Below are 18,471 nucleotides of genomic sequence, written 5' to 3'. Positions count from 1 at the left end.
CGCGCACAGCGGCAATATTGTAAATGCTTCTCATTGTTTCCGATTGACGCCGGACGGTGCCGCTCCCGCCGATCGACGGACCGGTTCGTCCCGACGAGGACGCAAAGATGGTCATGAGGCGGGCTTCGATCCATCCTGCGCGATCGACCTTAATCAGGAATGCAAACTGTGTGATTCAACGTGTTTTGCGCTTTGCGGGTCTCGCGTCATGACGCGCCGTGAAGACAGCCTCACTTTCGATTCGCCCGGAAAATAATTTATGCCTGTGCTTTCCCGCGCGGCGCGTCGCCGCGTCGTCATGCTTGCCGTGCTCGCGCTGGCCGCGTTCATCGTCTGGTACACGCTGCTGCGCACGCGCACCGTAATCGAAACCACGCCGGTTGGCCACGGCGATATCGAAGTGAGCGTCACCGCGCTCGGCACGTTGCAGCCGCAAAGTTACGTCGATGTCGGCGCGCAGGCGTCGGGGGAAATTCGCCGCATCGCCGTGCAGCCCGGTAGCGTGGTTCGCAAGGGCGACCTGCTGGTGGAGATCGACCCGTCGGTGCAGCAGGCCAAGGTCGATACGGACCGCGCCGCGCTCGAGAGCCTGCGTGCGCAACTCGACGGCGCCGAGGCGAGCGCGGTGCTCGCGCGTGAGGAGAACGAGCGGCAACGCACGATGAATGCGGACGGCGCGACGCGGCAGCAGGACGTGCAGTCCGCGCAGGCCACGTTGCGCGCGGCCGTCGCGCATGTGGCCGACCTGCGCGCGCAGATCGAGGGCGCTTCGTCCACGCTCAAGGGCGATCAGGCGCAACTGGGCTACACGCGCATCTACGCGCCGATGTCGGGCACCGTCATCACGCTCGACGCACGCGAAGGCCAGACGCTCAACGCGACCTACCAGACGCCGAAGATTTTGCGTCTCGCCGATCTTTCGACCATGACCGTATGGACCGAAGTGTCGGAGGCCGACGTGCGCCGCGTGCATCCCGGCATGCCCGTGTACTTCACGACGCTCGGCGACGACCGGCGCTGGACCGGCACGGTGCGCCAGATCCTGCCCGCGCCGCCGAACGTGACGGGCGACGGGGCTTCCACTTCGTCCGCGGAGGGGCAAAAGAGCGGCGGCGCGACGAGCGCGGGCAAGGTCGTGCTCTACACCGTGCTGTTCGACGTGCGCAACGCCGACCATGCGTTGATGCCGCAAATGAGCGCCCAGGTGTTCTTCGTCGAAGCCGCGGCGCACGGCGTGACGCTCGCGCCGCTCACGGCGTTGCAGGCCGTGGCCGGCAAGCCGGGCGATTACACCGCGAAAGTGCAAACGCCCGCCAACGAGATCGTCACGCGCGAGGTGCGCACCGGCGTGCGCGACCGGATTCAGGCGCAGGTGCTTGCGGGGCTCGCGCCGGGCGAGCGGCTCGTGACCGGCATTCGTCACGAACGCGCGGCGGCGGGGCGGTTCCAGTGGTGAAAGACATTCCGGCATCCTTGCCGCTGATCGAACTGGTGGAGGTGCGGCGCGCATACGGCGGCACGGACGGCAGTCCGGCCGTGGACGTGCTGCGCGGCATCAGTCTGTCGATCCATGCCGGTGAATTCGTCGCGATCATGGGCGCGTCGGGCTCGGGAAAATCGACGCTCATGCACATACTCGGCTGCCTCGACCGCCCTTCGGCGGGCACGTATCGCTTCGCGGGCCAGGAGATCGCGGCGTTCTCCGCCGACGCGCTCGCGTGGCTGCGCCGCGAGGCGTTCGGCTTCGTATTTCAGGGCTATCACCTGATTCGCACGCTCGACGCGCTGCAGAACGTCGAGGTTCCGGCTGTCTATGCGGGCGAACCCGTCGCGCAGCGCGAAGCGCGCGCGCGTGCGTTGCTGACGCGTCTGGGTCTGGAAACGCGAACCGACCATCGGCCGGGGCAACTCTCGGGCGGCCAGCAGCAGCGCGTCTCGATTGCGCGCGCGCTGATGAACGGCGGCCACATCATTCTCGCCGACGAACCCACCGGCGCGCTCGACAGCCAGAGCGGCGCCGAGGTCATGGCGCTGCTGAAAGAGCTGGCAGCGTCGGGGCACACCGTCATTCTCATCACGCATGACCGCGACGTGGCTGCGCAGGCGCGCCGCATCATCGAAATCCGCGATGGGCGGATCATCGCAGATAATCGGCAATCCGAAGTATTGGCCAAGCCGCTGCTGGAGCCCGCCGGATTCGCCGCGCGCATGAACGAAGGCGTCGCCCGCGCCGCGAGTCTCTGGACCGACACGCGCGAGGCCGTGACATCGGCATGGCGCACGTTCGGCGTGAACCGCTTTCGCACGCTGCTCACGTTGCTGGGGATCGTGATTGGCGTGGCGTCGGTGATCGTCATGCTCGCGATCGGCACGGGCACGCAGGCGAAGGTCGCGCAGAAGATGGCGCTGTTCGGCACCAACCGCATGTATGTCGTGCCCGGTTCGGACGAGGCGCGCGGGCTAGGCGGCACGCTTTCGGAGCAGGACGTGCCGCTCGTGCGCGAAGTGCCGAACGTGGCTGCCGCCATGCCGTTTCTGCGCGGGCAAGTGACGTTGCGTGCGGGCCATGTCGATGCGGGCGCAACGATCTGGGCGGTCACGCCGGACGCGCCGCGCATCCTCAACTGGCAACCCGTGCGCGGGCAATTCTTTACGTGGAGCGACGAGCGCGATCTCGCGACGGTCGTGCTGCTCGGCAAGAAAGTGCGCGAGCGGCTGTTCGGCAGTGCGGATGCGCTCGGCAAGTACGTGCTCGTGAACAACGTGCCGTTTCAGGTGATCGGCGAGCTGGCGGAGAAGGGCGCGGTCACGGGCGATTCGGATGACGACGACGTGGTCATGATGCCGTTCTCGACCGGCAGCCGCCGCGTGCTGGGCAAGACGAATCTCTCGTGGATTTCGGTGTTGCTCGACGACGTTTCGCGCAGCGACCAGACCGTGAAGGCGCTCACCGATCAGTTGCAGGCCGCGCATCATGTGCGCGATTTCCAGATCTACAACGCGGCGGCCGCCATCCAGGCGCAGGAAGATACGCAACGGACCATGACGCTCATGCTCGGGTTGATCGCGGCGATCTCGCTGCTGGTGGGCGGTATCGGCGTCATGAACATCATGCTGATGACGGTGAAGGAGCGCACGCGCGAGATCGGCATTCGCATGGCGACGGGCGCGCGGCAGCGCGATATCCAGCGTCAGTTCCTGACGGAAGCCGTGATGGTCTCGCTGGTGGGCGGCAGTGCGGGCGTGGTCGTGGGACTCGCGACAGGCGGCGCGTTGATCGGCTGGGACGTGCCGATGATTTTCTCGGTACGCGCGATAGTGGGCGCATTCGCCTGTGCGCTGGCGACGGGCCTGGTGTTCGGCTTCATGCCCGCGCGCCAGGCGGCGCGTCTCGACCCCGTCGTGGCATTGGGGAGCGACTGAGATGCGGACGACTTTCGAGGGTTTCAAATCCGCACGCTGTGCCGCTGCGCTTGCCCTGACGAGCGCGTTGGCGGCATGCGCGTTGCCAGTCGCGCAGACCGACGCCGGCGTCGCGCTGCCTGCGCAGTGGCAGTCGCCGGCGAGTCGCGACGCGGGCGCCGTGAACGCGCAATGGTGGCGATCGTTCGGCAGCGTCGAACTCGCTGCGCTGGTGGAATCGGCGCAACGGGACAGTTTCGATGTCGCGGCGGCCGTCGCCCGCGTGCGTCAGGCCGACGCGCTGGTGCGCATCAGCGGGGCGTCGCTGGTGCCCGAGATCACGGCAGGTGCCGCGGCGGAGCGCGTGAAGGCCGTGGGTTATCCGGTCGTCAACGATTATTCGGGTTATTTCGCGGCGAGCTACGAACTGGACCTGTGGGGCGCGAACCGCTCGGCGCGGCAGGGCGCCATCGACACGCTGGGCGCGACCGCGGCCGCGCGCGATGCTGTCGTACTCACGTTGACGGGCGATATTGCCGATACTTACTGGCAGGTGCTGGCGTTGCGCGAGCGGGCCGCCATCGCGCGCGAGGATCTCGCCGCGGGGCAGCAGTTGCTCGGCTTTATCCAGAGCCAGTATCGCGCCGGTGCGGCCACGCCCGGCGACGTGGCGCAGCAGACGGCGCTCGTCGCGCAGCTTCGCCAGAGCGTCGCGCAATACGTGCAACAGGCGCACGACAGCCGCATCGCGCTGGCCGTATTGAGCGGGCGTGCGCCGCAGTCGCTGGCGGTGAGCGGCGTATCGATCGACGACGTGACCGCGCCCGTGATCGACGCAGGCTTGCCGGTCGACGTCCTGACGCGCCGCCCGGACATCGCCGCCGCCGAACGCCAGCTCGCCGCCGCCAACGCCAACGTCACGGTCGCGCGCGCCGCGATGCTGCCGTCGATCACCTTGACGGCCCAATTCGGCGCGGGCAATACGCATCTGGCGAATCTCTTCGATCACCCGATCTACGATCTCGCGGCCGGCCTGAGCGCGCCGATATTCAACGCGGGCCGCCTGGCGGCGAATCGCGATCTTGCACTCGCGCAGCGCGAGGAACGGCTGGCGAACTACCGCTCGGCGATCGTCGCGGCGCTGGGCGATGTGGAAGCGGCGTTGAACGCGATCGACGGGATCGAAGCGCGTCAGCGCGCGCAGGATGAAGCGCTCGCGCAGGCGAGCGTGGCACTGAACCAGGCCGAATCGCGTTATCGCGCGGGCGCCGAAACGTTGCTGAGCGTGCTCGATGCGCAGCGCACGCTCTACGCCGCGCGCGACGGGGCCGTGCAACTCAAGCTCGCCAGATTGCAGGCGGCGGTGGCGCTGTTCAAGGCGCTCGGCGGCGGCTGGCAGGCGAACCGGGGCGGCGCGCAGACCGCCGCCGTGAATCACGAGGGCGGTGTCGATAGGAGCGAGGCAAATTGTTCGAGCGCAGGGGAATGCCATGAGTGATTTACATCCCCACACGGGCCGCTTCATGGGCCGCTGGCCGGCTCCGGAACTCAAGCGAACGCGCTCGCGGGAAGTCGTGCTCGCGTTGTTGTACGCCGCGCTGCGCGAAGACACGCATCTCGGAGCCGAGGCGTTTTATCGGCGCGCGCTCCAGGCTGGGTGGTCCATCTCGTTGTCGTCGGTTTATCGCGCGCTCGCCGACTTCGAACAACTCGGGCTGATTCAGGTTCACGCGTTCGCCGGCTTGCGCAAGGTCTACGAACTGGACGCCGGGCAGTCGCACGATCATCTCGTGAATGTCGATACCGGTGAGATCAGTCATTTGCCCGCGCCCGCGATGGATGCGTGCTGCGCGGCGGTGGCGGAGGAAAACGGGCTCAAGGTGGTGCGGCGTGCGGTGACGCTGTATGTGCGCGCGATCGAGCCAATAATGAAAAGCGGTGAGTAGCGGGAGGCAACGTTAGAGCGAGTATTTTTCCCAGCCCCGATCTTCGATTTTCAGGTCTGTCGCGACACGGCTTCGCAAGGCGTCGATCTCAACCCTGAGTGAGTTGCTGACCATGCCGCCCTTCCCGAGAAAAACCTCCTGCAGGACCAGACAGTCCCATGCTTTTCCCTTGCAGAGTTCGAGCACAGCGCTGCTCCCCGTGCGGCGACATTGGATCCACCAGCTACACGGCACTTCAAGAGCGTGTGACGAAACCCGTTTCCCGGCAATGCGGCGTTCACGGCGCAAAGAGTTCGTGTCCGCGTCGACGACATAACACTCGCGGGAAACCAGCGCAATCAGATAGCCAGCAACCACGATCGTCTCGACGATCAAGGCTGTCGAGCCTCCGTACCATCGCGCTTTGAGACCAAAGACCACGCAGTAGGAACTGGACACGGCGGCTCCGATGATGGCAAGCGTTCGCCCACGCTGACTCGGGAAGCTCGTTTTTCGGGCTGCTCTATCCATACAGACACCGCATTGTTCGTTTCTCAATCGGCGACGAGCGGCCCAAACACGTCGCCGTCCCCGCAACATTCGAAGACGGCGGGACGCCATGCACGGCGGCATGCCGTTGCCGCTCGTGATCGAGCAAGCGGGCGTTGCACGGTTGCCGCTTTCTCGCGACGCTCCTCTACTGGCCAGCCGCCTCTTCCCGCATGCGGCGCGCTTCGTCACGCAGGAACTGCTGATAATCGTCCAGATCGCCGTCGAAGGGTTCGACGCCGCCTTTGGTGACCAGCCAGAACTCGTCGCACACGGCACGCAGCAGCGCCCGGTCATGGCTAACCAGCATCACCGTGCCCTCGAATTCGTTGAGCGCCACGGCGAGCGCTTCGCGTGTCGCCAGATCCAGGTGGTTGGTCGGCTCGTCGAGCAGCAGCAGGTTGGGGCGCTGCCACACGATCATGCACAACACGAGTCGCGCCTTTTCCCCGCCGCTCATCGTGCTCACGGCTTGATGGACCGTGTCGCCACTGAAGTTGAAGGTGCCGAGGAAGGTGCGCAGCGATTGCTCAGTACCGCTTTGACCCGGCGCGCGCATGTGCGCGGGCGTGTCTTTGGCAAGGCGGATCATGTGTTCCATCGGCGTGTCTTGCGGGCGCAGCACGTCGAGTTCCTGCTGGGCGAAGTAGCCGATGTTCAGGCCTTTGCCCTCGCTGATTTCGCCCGCAATTGGCTTGAGCGCGTGCGCGACCGTCTTCACCAGCGTGGATTTGCCCTGGCCGTTGGCACCGAGAATGCCGATGCGCTGCCCAGCCAGCACGGAACGGTTGATGCCCCGCACGATGACCGTAGGCGGCGTGCCAGGTTGAGCGTTTTCCGGCGCGGGATAACCGAAGCTCGCATCCAGCATGGAGAGAAGCGGGTTCGGGACGTTGAGCGGTTCCTTGAATTCGAAGTTGAATTCGGCTTCCGCCAGCACCGGCGCGATCTTCTCCATGCGCTCGAGCGCCTTGACGCGGCTCTGCGCCTGTTTGGCCTTCGAGGCCTTGGCCTTGAAGCGGTCGATGAACTTTTGCAGGTGAGCGATCTTGTCCGCCTGCCTCGCCACGGCCGCCTGCTGCAACTCGAGTTGCTCGGCGCGCATGTCTTCGAACTTGCTGTAATTGCCGCCGTAGCGCACGAGTTTGGTATTGTCGACGTGCACCGTCACCTGGGTCACGGCGTCGAGGAATTCACGGTCGTGGCTGATCACGACCAGCGTTCCCTGATAGCGCTTGAGCCAGGCTTCGAGCCAGACGAGTGCGTCCAGGTCCAGGTGATTGGTGGGTTCGTCGAGCAACAGCAGATCGGACGGACACATCAGCGCGCGCGCCAGTTGCAGTCGCATGCGCCAGCCGCCGGAGAAGCTGTTGACCGGCTGGTCGAGCTGCTCGGCGGTAAAGCCGAGCCCGAGGATCAGTGCCTGGGCACGCGCGGGTGCGTCGTGCGCTCCGGCGTCGTGCAAGGCCATATAGGCGTGCGCCATGCGCATGCCGTCGTCGCTGGCCTCTGCGGCGGCCACTTCGGTCTGGGCAGCCAGCAGGACGGTGTCGCCCTCGACCACGAAGTCGGTCGCGCCTTGCGCGGTCTCCGGCATGTCCTGTGCGACCTGGCCCATCTTCCACGCGGAAGGAATCGAGAACTCGCCGCTATCTTCGTGCAGCGTGCCGTTGAGAAGGCCGAAGAAGGACGACTTGCCCGCGCCATTCCGGCCGACAAGACCAATTTTCTCGCCGGGGGCGAAGGTGACCGACGCGCTGTCGAGCACGACCTTGACGCCACGGCGCAGTGTGAGATTACGTACGGAGATCATAAGAAGCGACTTCGGATGGGATTGGCATGATAGCCGACCGGAGAGGTAGGGCTGTTTTTTCTGGAAATGCCTGGCGGTGGCGATTCACCTATCCAGCGCCCGGTTGCCATGCGCACACAGCCGGAGCGGGGAAGACTGGCATTGGGCGGTACGTGGACGCAGCAGGAAAGGGACAGATGTCACCTGCTAGACTCACGATTTGTCGACCTGAATATTTTGGTAAGCCAATCATGAAGAGCAGTGCGAGGGGTGGCCTCGTTTATTCCACCGACGGCGGGAGAATGTGTCCCGACTGCAGGCGGGTGCTCGCGCAATGTGTTTGCGGGACGATCGCCAGTCCTCGACAAGTCGGCGACGGCGTTGCACGGGTGGTTCGCGAGACCAAGGGGCGGGGCGGAAAGAGCGTGACGATCGTCAGGGGATTGGCGCTGGACCCGGCTGCCCTTGCCTTGTTGGGTAAGCAGTTGCGCACGGCTTGCGGCTCGGGTGGAACGGTCAAGGATGGTGTGATCGAAGTGCAGGGCGACCATTGCGACCGCGTCATCGAAGAACTCAAAAAGTCCGGCCATAGCGCGAAGCGGGCCGGAGGCTAATTTCGTCGGTGTGCGGCGGGCGAGAGGCTCAGTAGACCGCGCACGGGCCGCAACCGGCACCCATCGTCAATTCGCAGAGGTCATCTCACGAGATGGGGCTTGGCACTGTCCGGGCTCCGTGGATTGACTCATCCGATATCCGGCGGCAGGGAAGGCGCGATCAAGCGAATCGCGCAAAATGAGATCGCAGCCTGTTCAGACGCCCTGAGTTGGCTTATCGAAGCGGTGACTGGTCGAAACAATCATGCTGAAGAGGGAACAATGAAGAAAGGAAAGGCGAAACTTTCGCGCCAGGATGCTGAACGACTTTTCGAAGGACTTCCCAGTGGGAGCGTTAGAACGTCGAGCCGGCCTGAGAACCCATTCGAACCGGGGGCGTTTGCGGCGGTCGAGCGTGTCTCCGACGAAGCCAAACTCTGGAAAGACAATCTCATCACGCTTCCGGTAGCGATCGAGTTGCCGGCTGGCTACGAGTCGGTATCTCGCATGCGCGAGGCGATGGCGCGGGCATGGCGCATGAAGTGGGTGCGGGAGGGGAAAAACGAGGTTGTCGCCGAATTTCCCGAGGGATGGACCGCCGTTCGTCCGCAAAGTGGCCCAATCGAGTTGCGTGATTCCTCGGGTGTGGTTCGAGCCGTGTACGGGTGGGCCGAAGACGCTGAAGTCAGGATTCTGCCGCGGTATCTGGTTGAGTCGCAGGCGAACAGCTCCACCGGACTGGGCAGCCTGGTGGTGCGGGATCGAGCAAATAACCAGATTCTCGAGAGATCATCGACTTGGTCGGCCAAATCGGGTACCAATCATCCGGATTGGGGCAGGCTGACAGCGTGGCTTGACTCACACTACCCGCGACATCTGGATCCGCTGCTGTACTGGAAGGATTGTGAAGAAAATATCCAGAACTAAGGCTGCCTTCTGATTTTTGGGCGCTCGATTCCCGATGCAAAGTAACGGTCCCCGGCTTGATGTCGGCGACGGCAAGTCGTGGTGTGTTGGTCGAAGCACCCGGGCGATACGAGGGCTTGCTCGTTGTTTACGCGTTCTCGAGCCAGGGCATTTCCACGGGCGACACCACCAACTGCCGGGACTCGCGCATCAATTCGAAGATGAACCCAACGAGGATCATGGAGTCGGCATAGGGGATCGGAAAAACGTGAGGGTTTTCCGCCGCGCGCAACGGGCGCGTGGGCGTATTTGCCGTCGCTGCGGCGTTCTCTCGCACGCTTTCCAGTTCGTCAGCCATTGCCTGCCCGCTTAGTTTCACGACGCGGCTGCGCAGGTCGCTGAAGGGTTCGATGCGCGCCCCGTCTTCGTTGTATTCGGGCACTTCGTAGATGAACCAGGACATTTGCATCTCCAGAAAAAGGCCACCATTTTAACAGTGAGCACAAGCGCGATCGGGCCGGTATCGGTGCATATCGTCGATACCGCGTTGCGGGGGCTCGCCGCTATGGTGCCGGGATCGACGTGGGTGATCCGATCTCGGGCGAGCCCGCGCACCCACTTTTGCTGGGATCTCGGCGTCGCCGGTAATGCCTTCAAAGTTCGCGCGTTGCGCGGATTTTGGCCCTACGTTCGGGTGGAGCGGTGTCGACCCGAAGCGGTCAGATAACTGTCTCCTGACCGGCCACTCAGCCAAATTCATTTGCGAACGGGGGCGCCGGAAAGCGGATGGTGGCGACCTCACCCAATCGGCCATCAGCGGCCACTCGAGGTAATCGTCCAGTTTGGCTAGCCGAGGTCCCGTCAGCCCTCGCTCAATGGCCGGTCTCCGGCGAGCAAATTGTGGAGGGCAATGCCTCACCCCGGCCACAAACTGCCGGTCACATACGTTGCCGGCAAGTCGCTTACGTGTCTGCTCTGCTTCGTAACCGGCCATCTGAATGTCACTGCGAGCACTTAATCATTGGCCTTTGAAGTCGTTCAGCATCGGAAGTTCGTCAGGCAGTTTCACGAAGCTATGTCCCCGTTTGCGCTCTGGCGCGAACGGGGATGGTCAGTCTTAGCAGTCGCAACAGCGATGCCCGATGCTCGACCCGAAGAGCCCTTGCTCCACACGGCATAGAGCCGACGCCTCGTCGATCAATGCTTTACATTTGGGTGCTTCGACGCAACCGGAGGACTAGGCGGCGGTGTTTGTTGAAGCGCACGATGCAACTCATCTAATCCAACTCTCTTGATCGTCGCGACGCCCTTGTCTCGCATGACAAGACTTACGTCTTCCTGTCCGCCTTGCTGTTTGATAACCCAATCTACATAACTACGAAGGGTCGCAAATTCCACACCTCTGGTGCTTATCTTGGCGAAGAAGCTTTGAGCGAAGGTGTCAGCTCCAATTCGCTCATCTTTGTTCGGTTCTTTCTTTGCCAACCCACACTCTTTGCCCATTCGCTTGCAGTTGCATACTTCGTGTCGGTAGATATTCAACCATAGACGATCGTCAGCCCACGAGATGAAATGACATCTGTCATGGAGTTTTGCTATCGAAGGCTCGTGCTCTAAAGCCTTGCAGAGCTTTAGTCGTTTAGGCTTCTTTCTCTCAGAGTTCAAGTCATCTTCCGAGTCTTTGAATTCGACGAGTACGTATCGGCTCTCGCTAGAAAGTAAGTAATCTGCGAGATCCCTATCTCCTGATCCAAAGGCAAACGGTTGGTAGGTGACTCCATTGTCTGCGGCAGTCTCCCGCATGTAGTCATTGAACGCATCGATAACTCCTGGCTCGTTTCCGCTCATTTTTTAGTTCACGTAAAACAATAGTTTATGGTCAAGGAGCGACAATCGTGAAAGCCTATTCAAAATAGCGGTAATTGATCGTGAATCCGAGAGCTACGCGCCCGACGGCAATGGGTCGACGGCCGACTATGAGATCGAACTCCCGATTTTTCGCCCGGCTACGTCTGCTTCTTGGTTCATTTTAGTCATCGGCCGCTGAGGTTCTGAGCGACCGGTTGAATCCGCCCCGAACTTCCGTCTTCCACTGCGACCCAACGAGCGTCCGTTGTACCTTGAAAGCTGCCCAAATTGTCACGCCGGGTCGACTGGCTGCAACGGGTCGGAGTCCGTCCGCGCTTCGAATTCATCGCCGCAAAGCGGTCATTTGTATCTCGCTTCCCGAAGCGGCCGGTCGTCAACGCGCACTCCCGACTTGAAGCGGTCAGATAACTTTTTCCTGACCGGTCAGTCGGCCAAATTCATGTTTTGCGAACAGGAGCGCCGGAAAGCGGACGGTGGCGACCTCACCCAATCGGCCAAGAGCAGACACCCACACGCGTCGTTACTCGAACGGCCAAGCGTCGGCTCCGTTCAGTAATCGGCCATTCAATTGTCAAGGACTGGCGCTCAATCTTAGGTCGAGCCGTTCGCTCGCGTCACAATTGAGAACGGCCGACGAGCTTTCCGAAGCCTCTCCTCTCAACTTTTCTTAACGGACGGCCAGCTTCAGCCTGCCAATCACTTGCAGCTGACCGATCTCTGTCAATCGCCCCCTCGATTCAACGCTGTCCGTTTGAACGTCGTCCAGAATTTGCGCCTGATCTAAAGCCTTGCTTTTTAGCGCTTTTAATCACTCGTGATTTTTCACTATCAAAGCTCAACGCTGCTTTTGCAGTGAACATTTCTTCTTCAGGCATCCCCAACGAGTACAACTCTCGTTCGCGGGATTCTTCAGATTTTATATATTTAATGAATTCTTCGACGCGCTCAAGTCTGACCTTCACTCGCTCAACTCGTTCGCCACGAGTGAAATAGTTATATTCTATGCGAGCGGCCTCCGTGAGGTAATTGCTTGTTGTCTCGCTAAATATGCCGCAGTCGGTGCATACAAGGTCCAAATAGGTAAAATAATAGGCCAACTCACCGAGCATGTACATGCCGTAGCTGGTTATTTTCACGCTATCAACTGACTCTGAATATGCATCCAATCGGTTGTTTGACTCGACAAAACCATGGCGAAGCAGAACATCCAAGTTCTGCTCGAAATCATCAAGCATTCCGAATGTTTCGGAAAAATACGCCCTCAATTCGGCGACAGAAAAATAGGATGGCGCGCTTGGGTCGATGCCTTTGGACAGCTTTCTGAGGATGCGAAGTGCGGTAAAATGCGACCCGTGCCGAATGGAGCGGAGCTGATATATGTTAGGTATGTCGCTTAACGATTCATCATAAAAGTACCGGTTCGGGATCATCACGGGTTTGATCACTTGGTGAATCTGAAAATTCCAGGTTCCATAGGCAATCATCTCCTCAACGTTGGTATAGCCTGAAAGGAGAAAACTACGAAAAAGATCAAGCGAAAGGCGGATATCTCCATGAGCACAGGCTGTCAAAAATTTATTCAAAGGAGACTGATCATTCGAAAACTCTCGACTAAGTATCCGCAGATATTTAGCGCTCTCTTGTATAAAATCTACGCCGCCCATATCAAAATCATCTTCGTCGCTCGACTGCCTTCCGGATAGTACTGATACGGTATAGTCCAGGCGTCTCTTGAAAACCTCAGCGGGCTTGGGAGAGCTAATATGAAATCCAGAATTTTGGAACGCGTCAAGAACGCCGTGTATTTTTGAATCGTAAAATCGCTCCTCTCGCATTGAGATTAGCGTGACACACTGCAATTTGTTCGATATTTCTTGTGCAGAGGAAAAGCAAAAATCCTGGACGTCCGAAGAATACTGATCGGTGTTGTCAATGACGACAATTGCCCCGCGATCTTGCCCCGCGAGACGCTCTACCAATCTCTCGGCACAATATGGTAAGTCCGCCTTCCAACTTGCGATGAGCGAATTGAGCTTAATATTATAGCTCTCCGAAGTGGGCGATAAGCCTGCGAGGTCCTGCTTGCGTGCAACGGCAAATCGGTCATAAAAAAGCTCTTTCAATAGAAGATCGCGATCCGCTCGCAAAAGATCTTCCTTGTCAAGATGCGAAACGAGCCCTTGCCAAATTGTTGATCTGATAACCCCGACATCCTCCGGGATTTTAAGGAGATCAATAATTGCTATTGCGGCATGGTCTCTTAACCACCTTGGCGCATTGTGATGCAAGAGTCGCTTGATAAAAGTCGACTTTCCTGCTCCTTTACCACCGAACAAAACCAAGACTTCACCTTTCCTCTTATCTTTAATGTTTTTTGTGAGACGCCCTCCAAGACGACCACCTTTACCGGTATCTTCAAGCTGCTGAACGCCATAACCTTGAAAATATGGAGATAGAGAATCCTGAATGAGAGATCGCATACCATCGGATGTTCCTTGATATTCTCGCTGGGAAACATAGCAGCGCTCCATGAATTCAGTGTCATCATCCTTAATTACGCCAAAATACCTGTTCACAATCGGGCGCAATTGCGTTGCGAGTCGATTCGCAGTAATCGTATGCGAATAGGATGATATTTTTTCCTTTGGATAAAAAACGCTCCGATCCTTGGGAGGCGCGCTGCTCAGCAGCGTCGGCAACGACATTCGTTCAGTGATTGCAATGAACGATAGATTATTAATAGATTTAGTGTATTCAGTTTTAAAAAAATCGAGGCTTCTTACAACGAACGCTTGCAGCGTTTCCCAGCGCTTTCCTTTTTCAAATGTTTTGAAGAAAATCCACTCCAAGCCATTTGTAATGCACGCGTATTCGCACCCTGTATCAAAACAATATGCCCGAACCTGTTGCATCGCCAGCTTTATATTCTCATTGGTCAATAATTTTGCAATTCCGATATAACATGAAGTTTCAGTGTTGGAATGGGGGATCGGTAGATCAAAAAAAACTCCGGCGCGTTTTGCTTCAATAAATAATAAATCATCGCCATTGCTTTTCTTCAAGACATAATCTGCAAATCCGGGCGAGATGTACTCCTCGACAGCTACGCGATTCTTGGGCCAGGACAGAAAATCGTGCAGCACGAAATCAATCACTTTGTGCCTCGTTTCCGCCTCATTGATGTCGCGAGCTCTTGCAAATTCCGCAACTTCCATAAGCTTTTCAAGTTTATCGTCCGAATTCACTTGTTTCTTGTTTTTCACTTGGTTCCTTGGCCCGTGCAGTGGATTGTTGTTCAAGCAATAGTATCGGACGAACATGCATGTCGTCCAATGCGACCACCGCAGCGATCTCGGTGACGTCCGTTTTTTATCTGAGGAGCGACGAGGCGGCACGGCCGAGTCGCCAGGGGCCTATGCATTCAGGTGCTACTGCTCGCGAAATATATGCATAATGGATTGCCAATATCCGTGTCTTCGCTGCCTTCGGCTACTTTTATTTTGGCGAAAAGCTCGATTTGCGAAGTAACTAGGTGCGATCCCTAGGTGGATCGCGAACGACGGCTTCGGCCGAACTCCGGTCTTCCGATACGCCTAAACGAATGTCCGTTCTGCCTTGGAAGCCGTCCTATATGCCGCGCTGGCGCGACCGTCGGCATTGGGTCGGGAGTACGCGTTGACGCGACCGGCCGCTTTTGGGAAGCGAAACACCAATGACCGCTTCGCGGCGATGAAATCAAGGCACCGATGGACTCAGCCCGACCCAACGCCGCCGTTCGATCAACGTTGGCAATACGTCCGCTATGGAGCGCTTTCCCGCCAGTTGCTTTGCCTTGTTCGCTCCGACTCGTGCTGGCACGCGATCAACACTGGGCGCTCTTCCATCGCCCCGATCTGTCGAATCCCCGCTTGAGTGGCAGAAGCGATTACACGTGCACATCGTCATGGTGGTCAATAGCTGCTGACGAGGCGAAGCATTACAGCGAGTGCCGAGCTACCGCTCTGACCCGTTCTTTGTCGTCCTCGAGCACCATCGCATCTTCGGCTTGCGTCATGGCAAGCTGCGCCTGGTGACGAGCCGCTTCCTGAAATACGCTGTCGCCCATGCCGGGTAGCGCACGGAATGTCTTTTGCAAGCGCAACTGTATTTGGATCAACGCGGCGCCGTCACGGGCGATGACCCGAAACGCGCCGTCGAACAGATCATGCGAAGTCAGCGCGACGACATGGACGTGACCGAAGCGCGCTTGTGTGTCCTCCTTCAGCCGCGGCCCTTCCGCCCATATCGAAAGCAGCCGCGCCTGCCGGCCGATCACGTCGATTGCCGGCAAAGGCAACCTTTCCCGGACGCACGTTGATTGATTCCCGTCTTCCAGCACCGGCCTGCTACGCAGCGTATGCGCAGAGGCACGGTGTTTGGAAAGCACTGTGTAAAATACAGGCAGGGTGTTAGCTGCATGCGGCAGCGGGACAGGTACATCGCGCTGGTCGGGCCGCCACGCGGGACCTGACACGCCCATGCGACCAAACGACTTCTCACGCCCGCTCGCCCGTCCCACGCACATCGCAAAGAAAGCGTTCACCGCGCTCGAACACTTCCTCCATGTCGAAGCGGCGAGCGGCATCATCCTGCTTCTTGCGGCCGCGATCGCGCTCATCTGGGCCAACTCCCCCTTTGCATCGGAGTACCACGAGCTCTTCGAAGCGTCGGTGACGATCGGCGCGGGCGCATTCGAGTTCTCGAAGCCCCTGCATTTCTGGATCAACGACGCGCTGATGACCGTCTTTTTTCTGGTCGTGGGAATGGAAATCCGCCGGGAAATCCATGCGGGATCGTTGAGCGATTTCAGGCAGGCGGCGTTGCCTCTCGCTGCGGCGGCGGGCGGTGTGACGGTGCCGGCGCTCATCTATCTGGCGGTGAATCACGGCTCGGACGCGGCTCAGGGTTGGGCCGTGCCCACTGCCACCGACATCGCGTTCGCCGTCGGCGTGCTTGCGCTTCTCGGACGCTCGATTCCCGGCAATGTGCGCGTATTCCTGCTGACGCTCGCGATCGTCGACGACATCATCGCCGTGCTGATTATCGCGGTGTTCTATTCGTCGGGACTGAACTACAGCGGCTTTGCGCTCGCAGGCGCAGGCATCGTGGCCGTCGTCATCATGCAGCGCCTCGACATCAGTCGCGCGACGGCCTATATCGTTCCCGGCGCGGTCATCTGGGCGGGTTTGTTCGTCAGCGGCGTGCACCCGACGCTCGCCGGTGTCGTGCTCGGGCTGATGACGCCGGTTGTGTCTTCGCGCGGGCATGAGCGCGTGCTGGTCGAACTCTCGGAAGCCGCACAACACGTGAGCGAAGTCGATGTTGGGAATGCGCAGGAATTCGACCGGCTGGAAAAGCCGCTGCACACGCTGCGTGTCGCACAGCGCGATCTCTTGCCGCCGGTCGTGAGAGTGCAGTGGGCACTGCATCCGTGGGTCGCGTACGGGATCATGCCGCTCTTCGCGCTCGCCAACGCCGGCGTGCCGCTCGATGGCGTCAATTTCGCGAATGACGAAACAACGTGGGTCATGCTAGGCGTCGCGCTGGCGCTGGTGGTCGGTAAGCCTGTTGGCGTGTTTTTTACCAGCTGGATTCTGGTCAAGCTTGGGCTGTGCCGACTGCCCACGGAGATGTCCTGGCGCGGCGTCAGCCTTGTCGCGCTGCTAGCGGGCATCGGCTTCACGATGTCGATTTTCATTGCGACGCTCGCATTCGCCGGGGCCGGAGCGCTCGATGCGGCAAAGCTGGGTGTGCTGCTCGGTTCGTTCGTCGCGGGATGTGCCGGATTAGGGTGGGGATTGTATTGCGCCCGGAAGGCTGGGTGAAGATGAGCGAGCATCGCCAGCCGCTTTGTTCCCGGAAAGATCAATTTACCGGCATTGATTGCTGCAGGCTGATGAGGTTAAGGGGCGCCACGCGGATAAGGCCGCCTCGCGGACTATCGACGTCGGCGATCAGGGAAAGGGATAGCGACACGGTGATCGGCAGTACAAAAAGTAAAACGCGCCTTCCGGTCACGCCACGAGCGCCATACCCTTGCATGACATTGCTGAAAAACGCTATCGCGATCATCAGTATCCACGCCGAGATGGGAATGCGGTTAAGCCACGCGGCCTGTGTGTAACCTTGGGTATTGATGACGTCGTTCATGCCCGCCACAACTAACGCTGTAACGGGATTCGGCTGGGCTTGTGCGGATTCGCGCACCGGCGTCCAAAGCTGATTCTGGATTTCGGCGGTCTTTCTGTTGATGATCTCCAGTTCCTGCGCGTCGCGTGTCTTGTAGTATTCAATGCGCACGACGACATAGTCACGCAATAAACGTTTGATGGGCGAAGATTGCGAATCGCCAAGCAGTTCGACGCGTAAATATTCCGTGCCTATGGCGTTAGCTTCCTCCTCCTCGAAGTTCTTGCGCTGGTCGTAACGACTCACGGACATCGAGAGGGTAAAGCCGATCAGCAGGGCCAATAGCGTGAGCGTCGCCCCCTGCACAACGTTGTAATTGTCGCGCGCATCGTCAGAAAGCGGCACCCAACGCGATAACCCCGCGGTTCCGATCAAGGCTGCGACCGACATTAGAATAATCAGCGCGATGAAAAGATACGCAGGGTGATGGACAAGCTGTGTCATTCAGGCTCCTGAGGAAGGCGTTGTCATCCAGCAGCTACACCTTCGGGATATCCAGGCGTTCGCCTTTGCGCTGTCACTCACCGCCGCGCGTGAGGCGAATGACGAGAATGGGCTGACCCGTAACTCATTCGTTCCGCAAAGGTCAAGGTAGCATCGAAGTAGCGCGACAGCCTGAGCGCAACCCAAAAGCGGCCATTCGGCAAGAGCGGCAGAGAATGGTCGCATTCAGGGCGTGTGACCTAGACGACCTGCATGCTCGCGCTGTGAAGCATCCGTGCAAGATCAGACGCAGACATCGCGGGCGCATCGGCCAGGATCAGCCCGGTGTCGAGCGCATGCGTCGTGTCGAAACGACCGGCAAGCCACGCACGCAACGCGGCCTCGGAGGTCACAATGATATTGCTGCGCCTGGCATCGTCGGTTGTCGTCGTGTCCGGCATGGCGGGCACGATGTCCGGGGCAAAGCCATCCGTGGTCGCGTGAAAAAATCCCCACGTGTCGTTCTCGATCAGCAGAACATAGAAGTCGGGGAGCGCGAGCAGATCGTCGGTCGAATGGGCCGCCTCGATACTCGCTTGCAAACGATTGAGCGCATCGACTGCGGACAAGCGTTTGCGTGCCGCAGACAGTGCGCCGTTGTCAGCTTCCATTTCGTCGACCAGGCCCGATTCGATCGCTTTGCGCGTGGCGACGGCCACGCTGAGCGCGAGCGGATGGCCTATGCCGAACTCGATCCTGAATTCGCAGATCGCGCACATGATTT

Annotated in this window: 15 protein-coding genes; 7 read left to right on the top strand and 8 right to left on the bottom strand. The window is 59.8% G+C overall.

What is annotated here, in order from left to right:
• Window positions 1–259: 259 nt before the first annotated feature.
• The 4 genes from FAZ98_RS33940 (at window position 260) to FAZ98_RS33925 (ending at window position 5,348) form a co-directional block, all read left to right on the top strand.
• Complete coding sequence (locus FAZ98_RS33940; protein ID WP_199272471.1) at window positions 260–1,456, top strand: efflux RND transporter periplasmic adaptor subunit; 1,197 nt, start codon at window positions 260–262, stop codon at window positions 1,454–1,456.
• Window positions 1,453–3,423, top strand: a complete 1,971-nt coding sequence (locus tag FAZ98_RS33935; RefSeq protein ID WP_233272991.1) for a MacB family efflux pump subunit — start codon at window positions 1,453–1,455, stop codon at window positions 3,421–3,423. Before FAZ98_RS33940 ends, FAZ98_RS33935 begins: the two co-directional genes overlap by 4 nt.
• A gap of 67 nt (window positions 3,424–3,490) precedes the next feature.
• Window positions 3,491–4,900, top strand: a complete 1,410-nt coding sequence (locus tag FAZ98_RS33930; protein ID WP_407672174.1) for an efflux transporter outer membrane subunit — start codon at window positions 3,491–3,493, stop codon at window positions 4,898–4,900.
• Window positions 4,893–5,348 (top strand): Fur family transcriptional regulator, encoded by a 456-nt coding sequence (locus FAZ98_RS33925; RefSeq protein WP_158958377.1) that lies wholly within the window; start codon window positions 4,893–4,895, stop codon window positions 5,346–5,348. The genes FAZ98_RS33930 and FAZ98_RS33925 overlap by 8 nt, the downstream gene beginning before the upstream one ends.
• Window positions 5,349–5,360: 12 nt before the next feature.
• On the opposite strand, the gene FAZ98_RS33920 is transcribed toward FAZ98_RS33925, so the two are convergent.
• Window positions 5,361–5,786, bottom strand: coding sequence for a hypothetical protein (locus tag FAZ98_RS33920; protein ID WP_158958375.1), 426 nt, complete (start codon window positions 5,784–5,786; stop codon window positions 5,361–5,363).
• A gap of 238 nt (window positions 5,787–6,024) precedes the next feature.
• On the bottom strand, window positions 6,025–7,689 hold the full coding sequence (locus tag FAZ98_RS33915) for an ABC-F family ATP-binding cassette domain-containing protein (RefSeq protein ID WP_158958373.1): 1,665 nt from the start codon (window positions 7,687–7,689) through the stop codon (window positions 6,025–6,027).
• A 230-nt stretch (window positions 7,690–7,919) separates the two neighbouring features.
• Between FAZ98_RS33915 and FAZ98_RS33910 the strand changes: the two genes are divergently transcribed.
• Entirely contained in the window at window positions 7,920–8,282 is a 363-nt protein-coding gene (locus tag FAZ98_RS33910) for a translation initiation factor Sui1 (protein ID WP_158958371.1), read from the top strand.
• A gap of 261 nt (window positions 8,283–8,543) precedes the next feature.
• The gene (locus tag FAZ98_RS33905) at window positions 8,544–9,188 is read left to right on the top strand and encodes a hypothetical protein (protein WP_158958739.1); all 645 of its coding nucleotides are present in this window, start codon (window positions 8,544–8,546) and stop codon (window positions 9,186–9,188) included.
• Window positions 9,189–9,315: 127 nt separating this feature from the next.
• Here the strand turns inward: FAZ98_RS33905 and FAZ98_RS33900 are convergent, their stop codons facing one another.
• The 4 genes from FAZ98_RS33900 to FAZ98_RS33885 form a co-directional block, all read right to left on the bottom strand.
• A complete protein-coding gene (locus FAZ98_RS33900; RefSeq protein ID WP_158958369.1) occupies window positions 9,316–9,630 on the bottom strand; it encodes a helicase in 315 nt (104 codons plus the stop codon).
• Between the two features lie 734 nt (window positions 9,631–10,364).
• A complete protein-coding gene (locus FAZ98_RS33895) occupies window positions 10,365–11,015 on the bottom strand; it encodes a hypothetical protein (protein WP_158958367.1) in 651 nt (216 codons plus the stop codon).
• 758 nt (window positions 11,016–11,773) lie between these two features.
• Window positions 11,774–14,299, bottom strand: a complete 2,526-nt coding sequence (locus FAZ98_RS33890; protein ID WP_158958365.1) for a hypothetical protein — start codon at window positions 14,297–14,299, stop codon at window positions 11,774–11,776.
• Between the two features lie 713 nt (window positions 14,300–15,012).
• Window positions 15,013–15,366 carry a DUF2254 family protein gene (locus FAZ98_RS33885; RefSeq protein WP_158958363.1) on the bottom strand — a complete coding sequence of 118 codons (354 nt, stop codon included), beginning with the start codon at window positions 15,364–15,366 and terminating at the stop codon, window positions 15,013–15,015.
• 187 nt (window positions 15,367–15,553) lie between these two features.
• Here FAZ98_RS33885 and nhaA point away from each other — a divergent pair, with 187 nt between their 5' ends.
• The gene (gene nhaA, locus FAZ98_RS33880) at window positions 15,554–16,900 is read left to right on the top strand and encodes a Na+/H+ antiporter NhaA (protein WP_158958361.1); all 1,347 of its coding nucleotides are present in this window, start codon (window positions 15,554–15,556) and stop codon (window positions 16,898–16,900) included.
• Window positions 16,901–16,940: 40 nt separating this feature from the next.
• Here nhaA and FAZ98_RS33875 read toward each other — a convergent pair whose 3' ends face one another.
• Both FAZ98_RS33875 and FAZ98_RS33870 read right to left on the bottom strand, forming a co-directional pair.
• Entirely contained in the window at window positions 16,941–17,708 is a 768-nt protein-coding gene (locus FAZ98_RS33875) for a bestrophin-like domain (protein ID WP_158958359.1), read from the bottom strand.
• A 239-nt stretch (window positions 17,709–17,947) separates the two neighbouring features.
• The gene (locus tag FAZ98_RS33870) at window positions 17,948–18,466 is read right to left on the bottom strand and encodes a hypothetical protein (protein WP_233272990.1); all 519 of its coding nucleotides are present in this window, start codon (window positions 18,464–18,466) and stop codon (window positions 17,948–17,950) included.
• Window positions 18,467–18,471 lie beyond the last annotated feature (5 nt).

Origin of the sequence: Paraburkholderia acidisoli (genome assembly GCF_009789675.1) — a bacterium.
In the GTDB taxonomy this organism is placed as follows: Bacteria; Pseudomonadota; Gammaproteobacteria; order Burkholderiales; family Burkholderiaceae; genus Paraburkholderia; species Paraburkholderia acidisoli.
The sequence above is the reverse complement of the archived record's forward strand: the minus strand, read 5'-3'. Positions and strand labels throughout refer to the sequence as shown.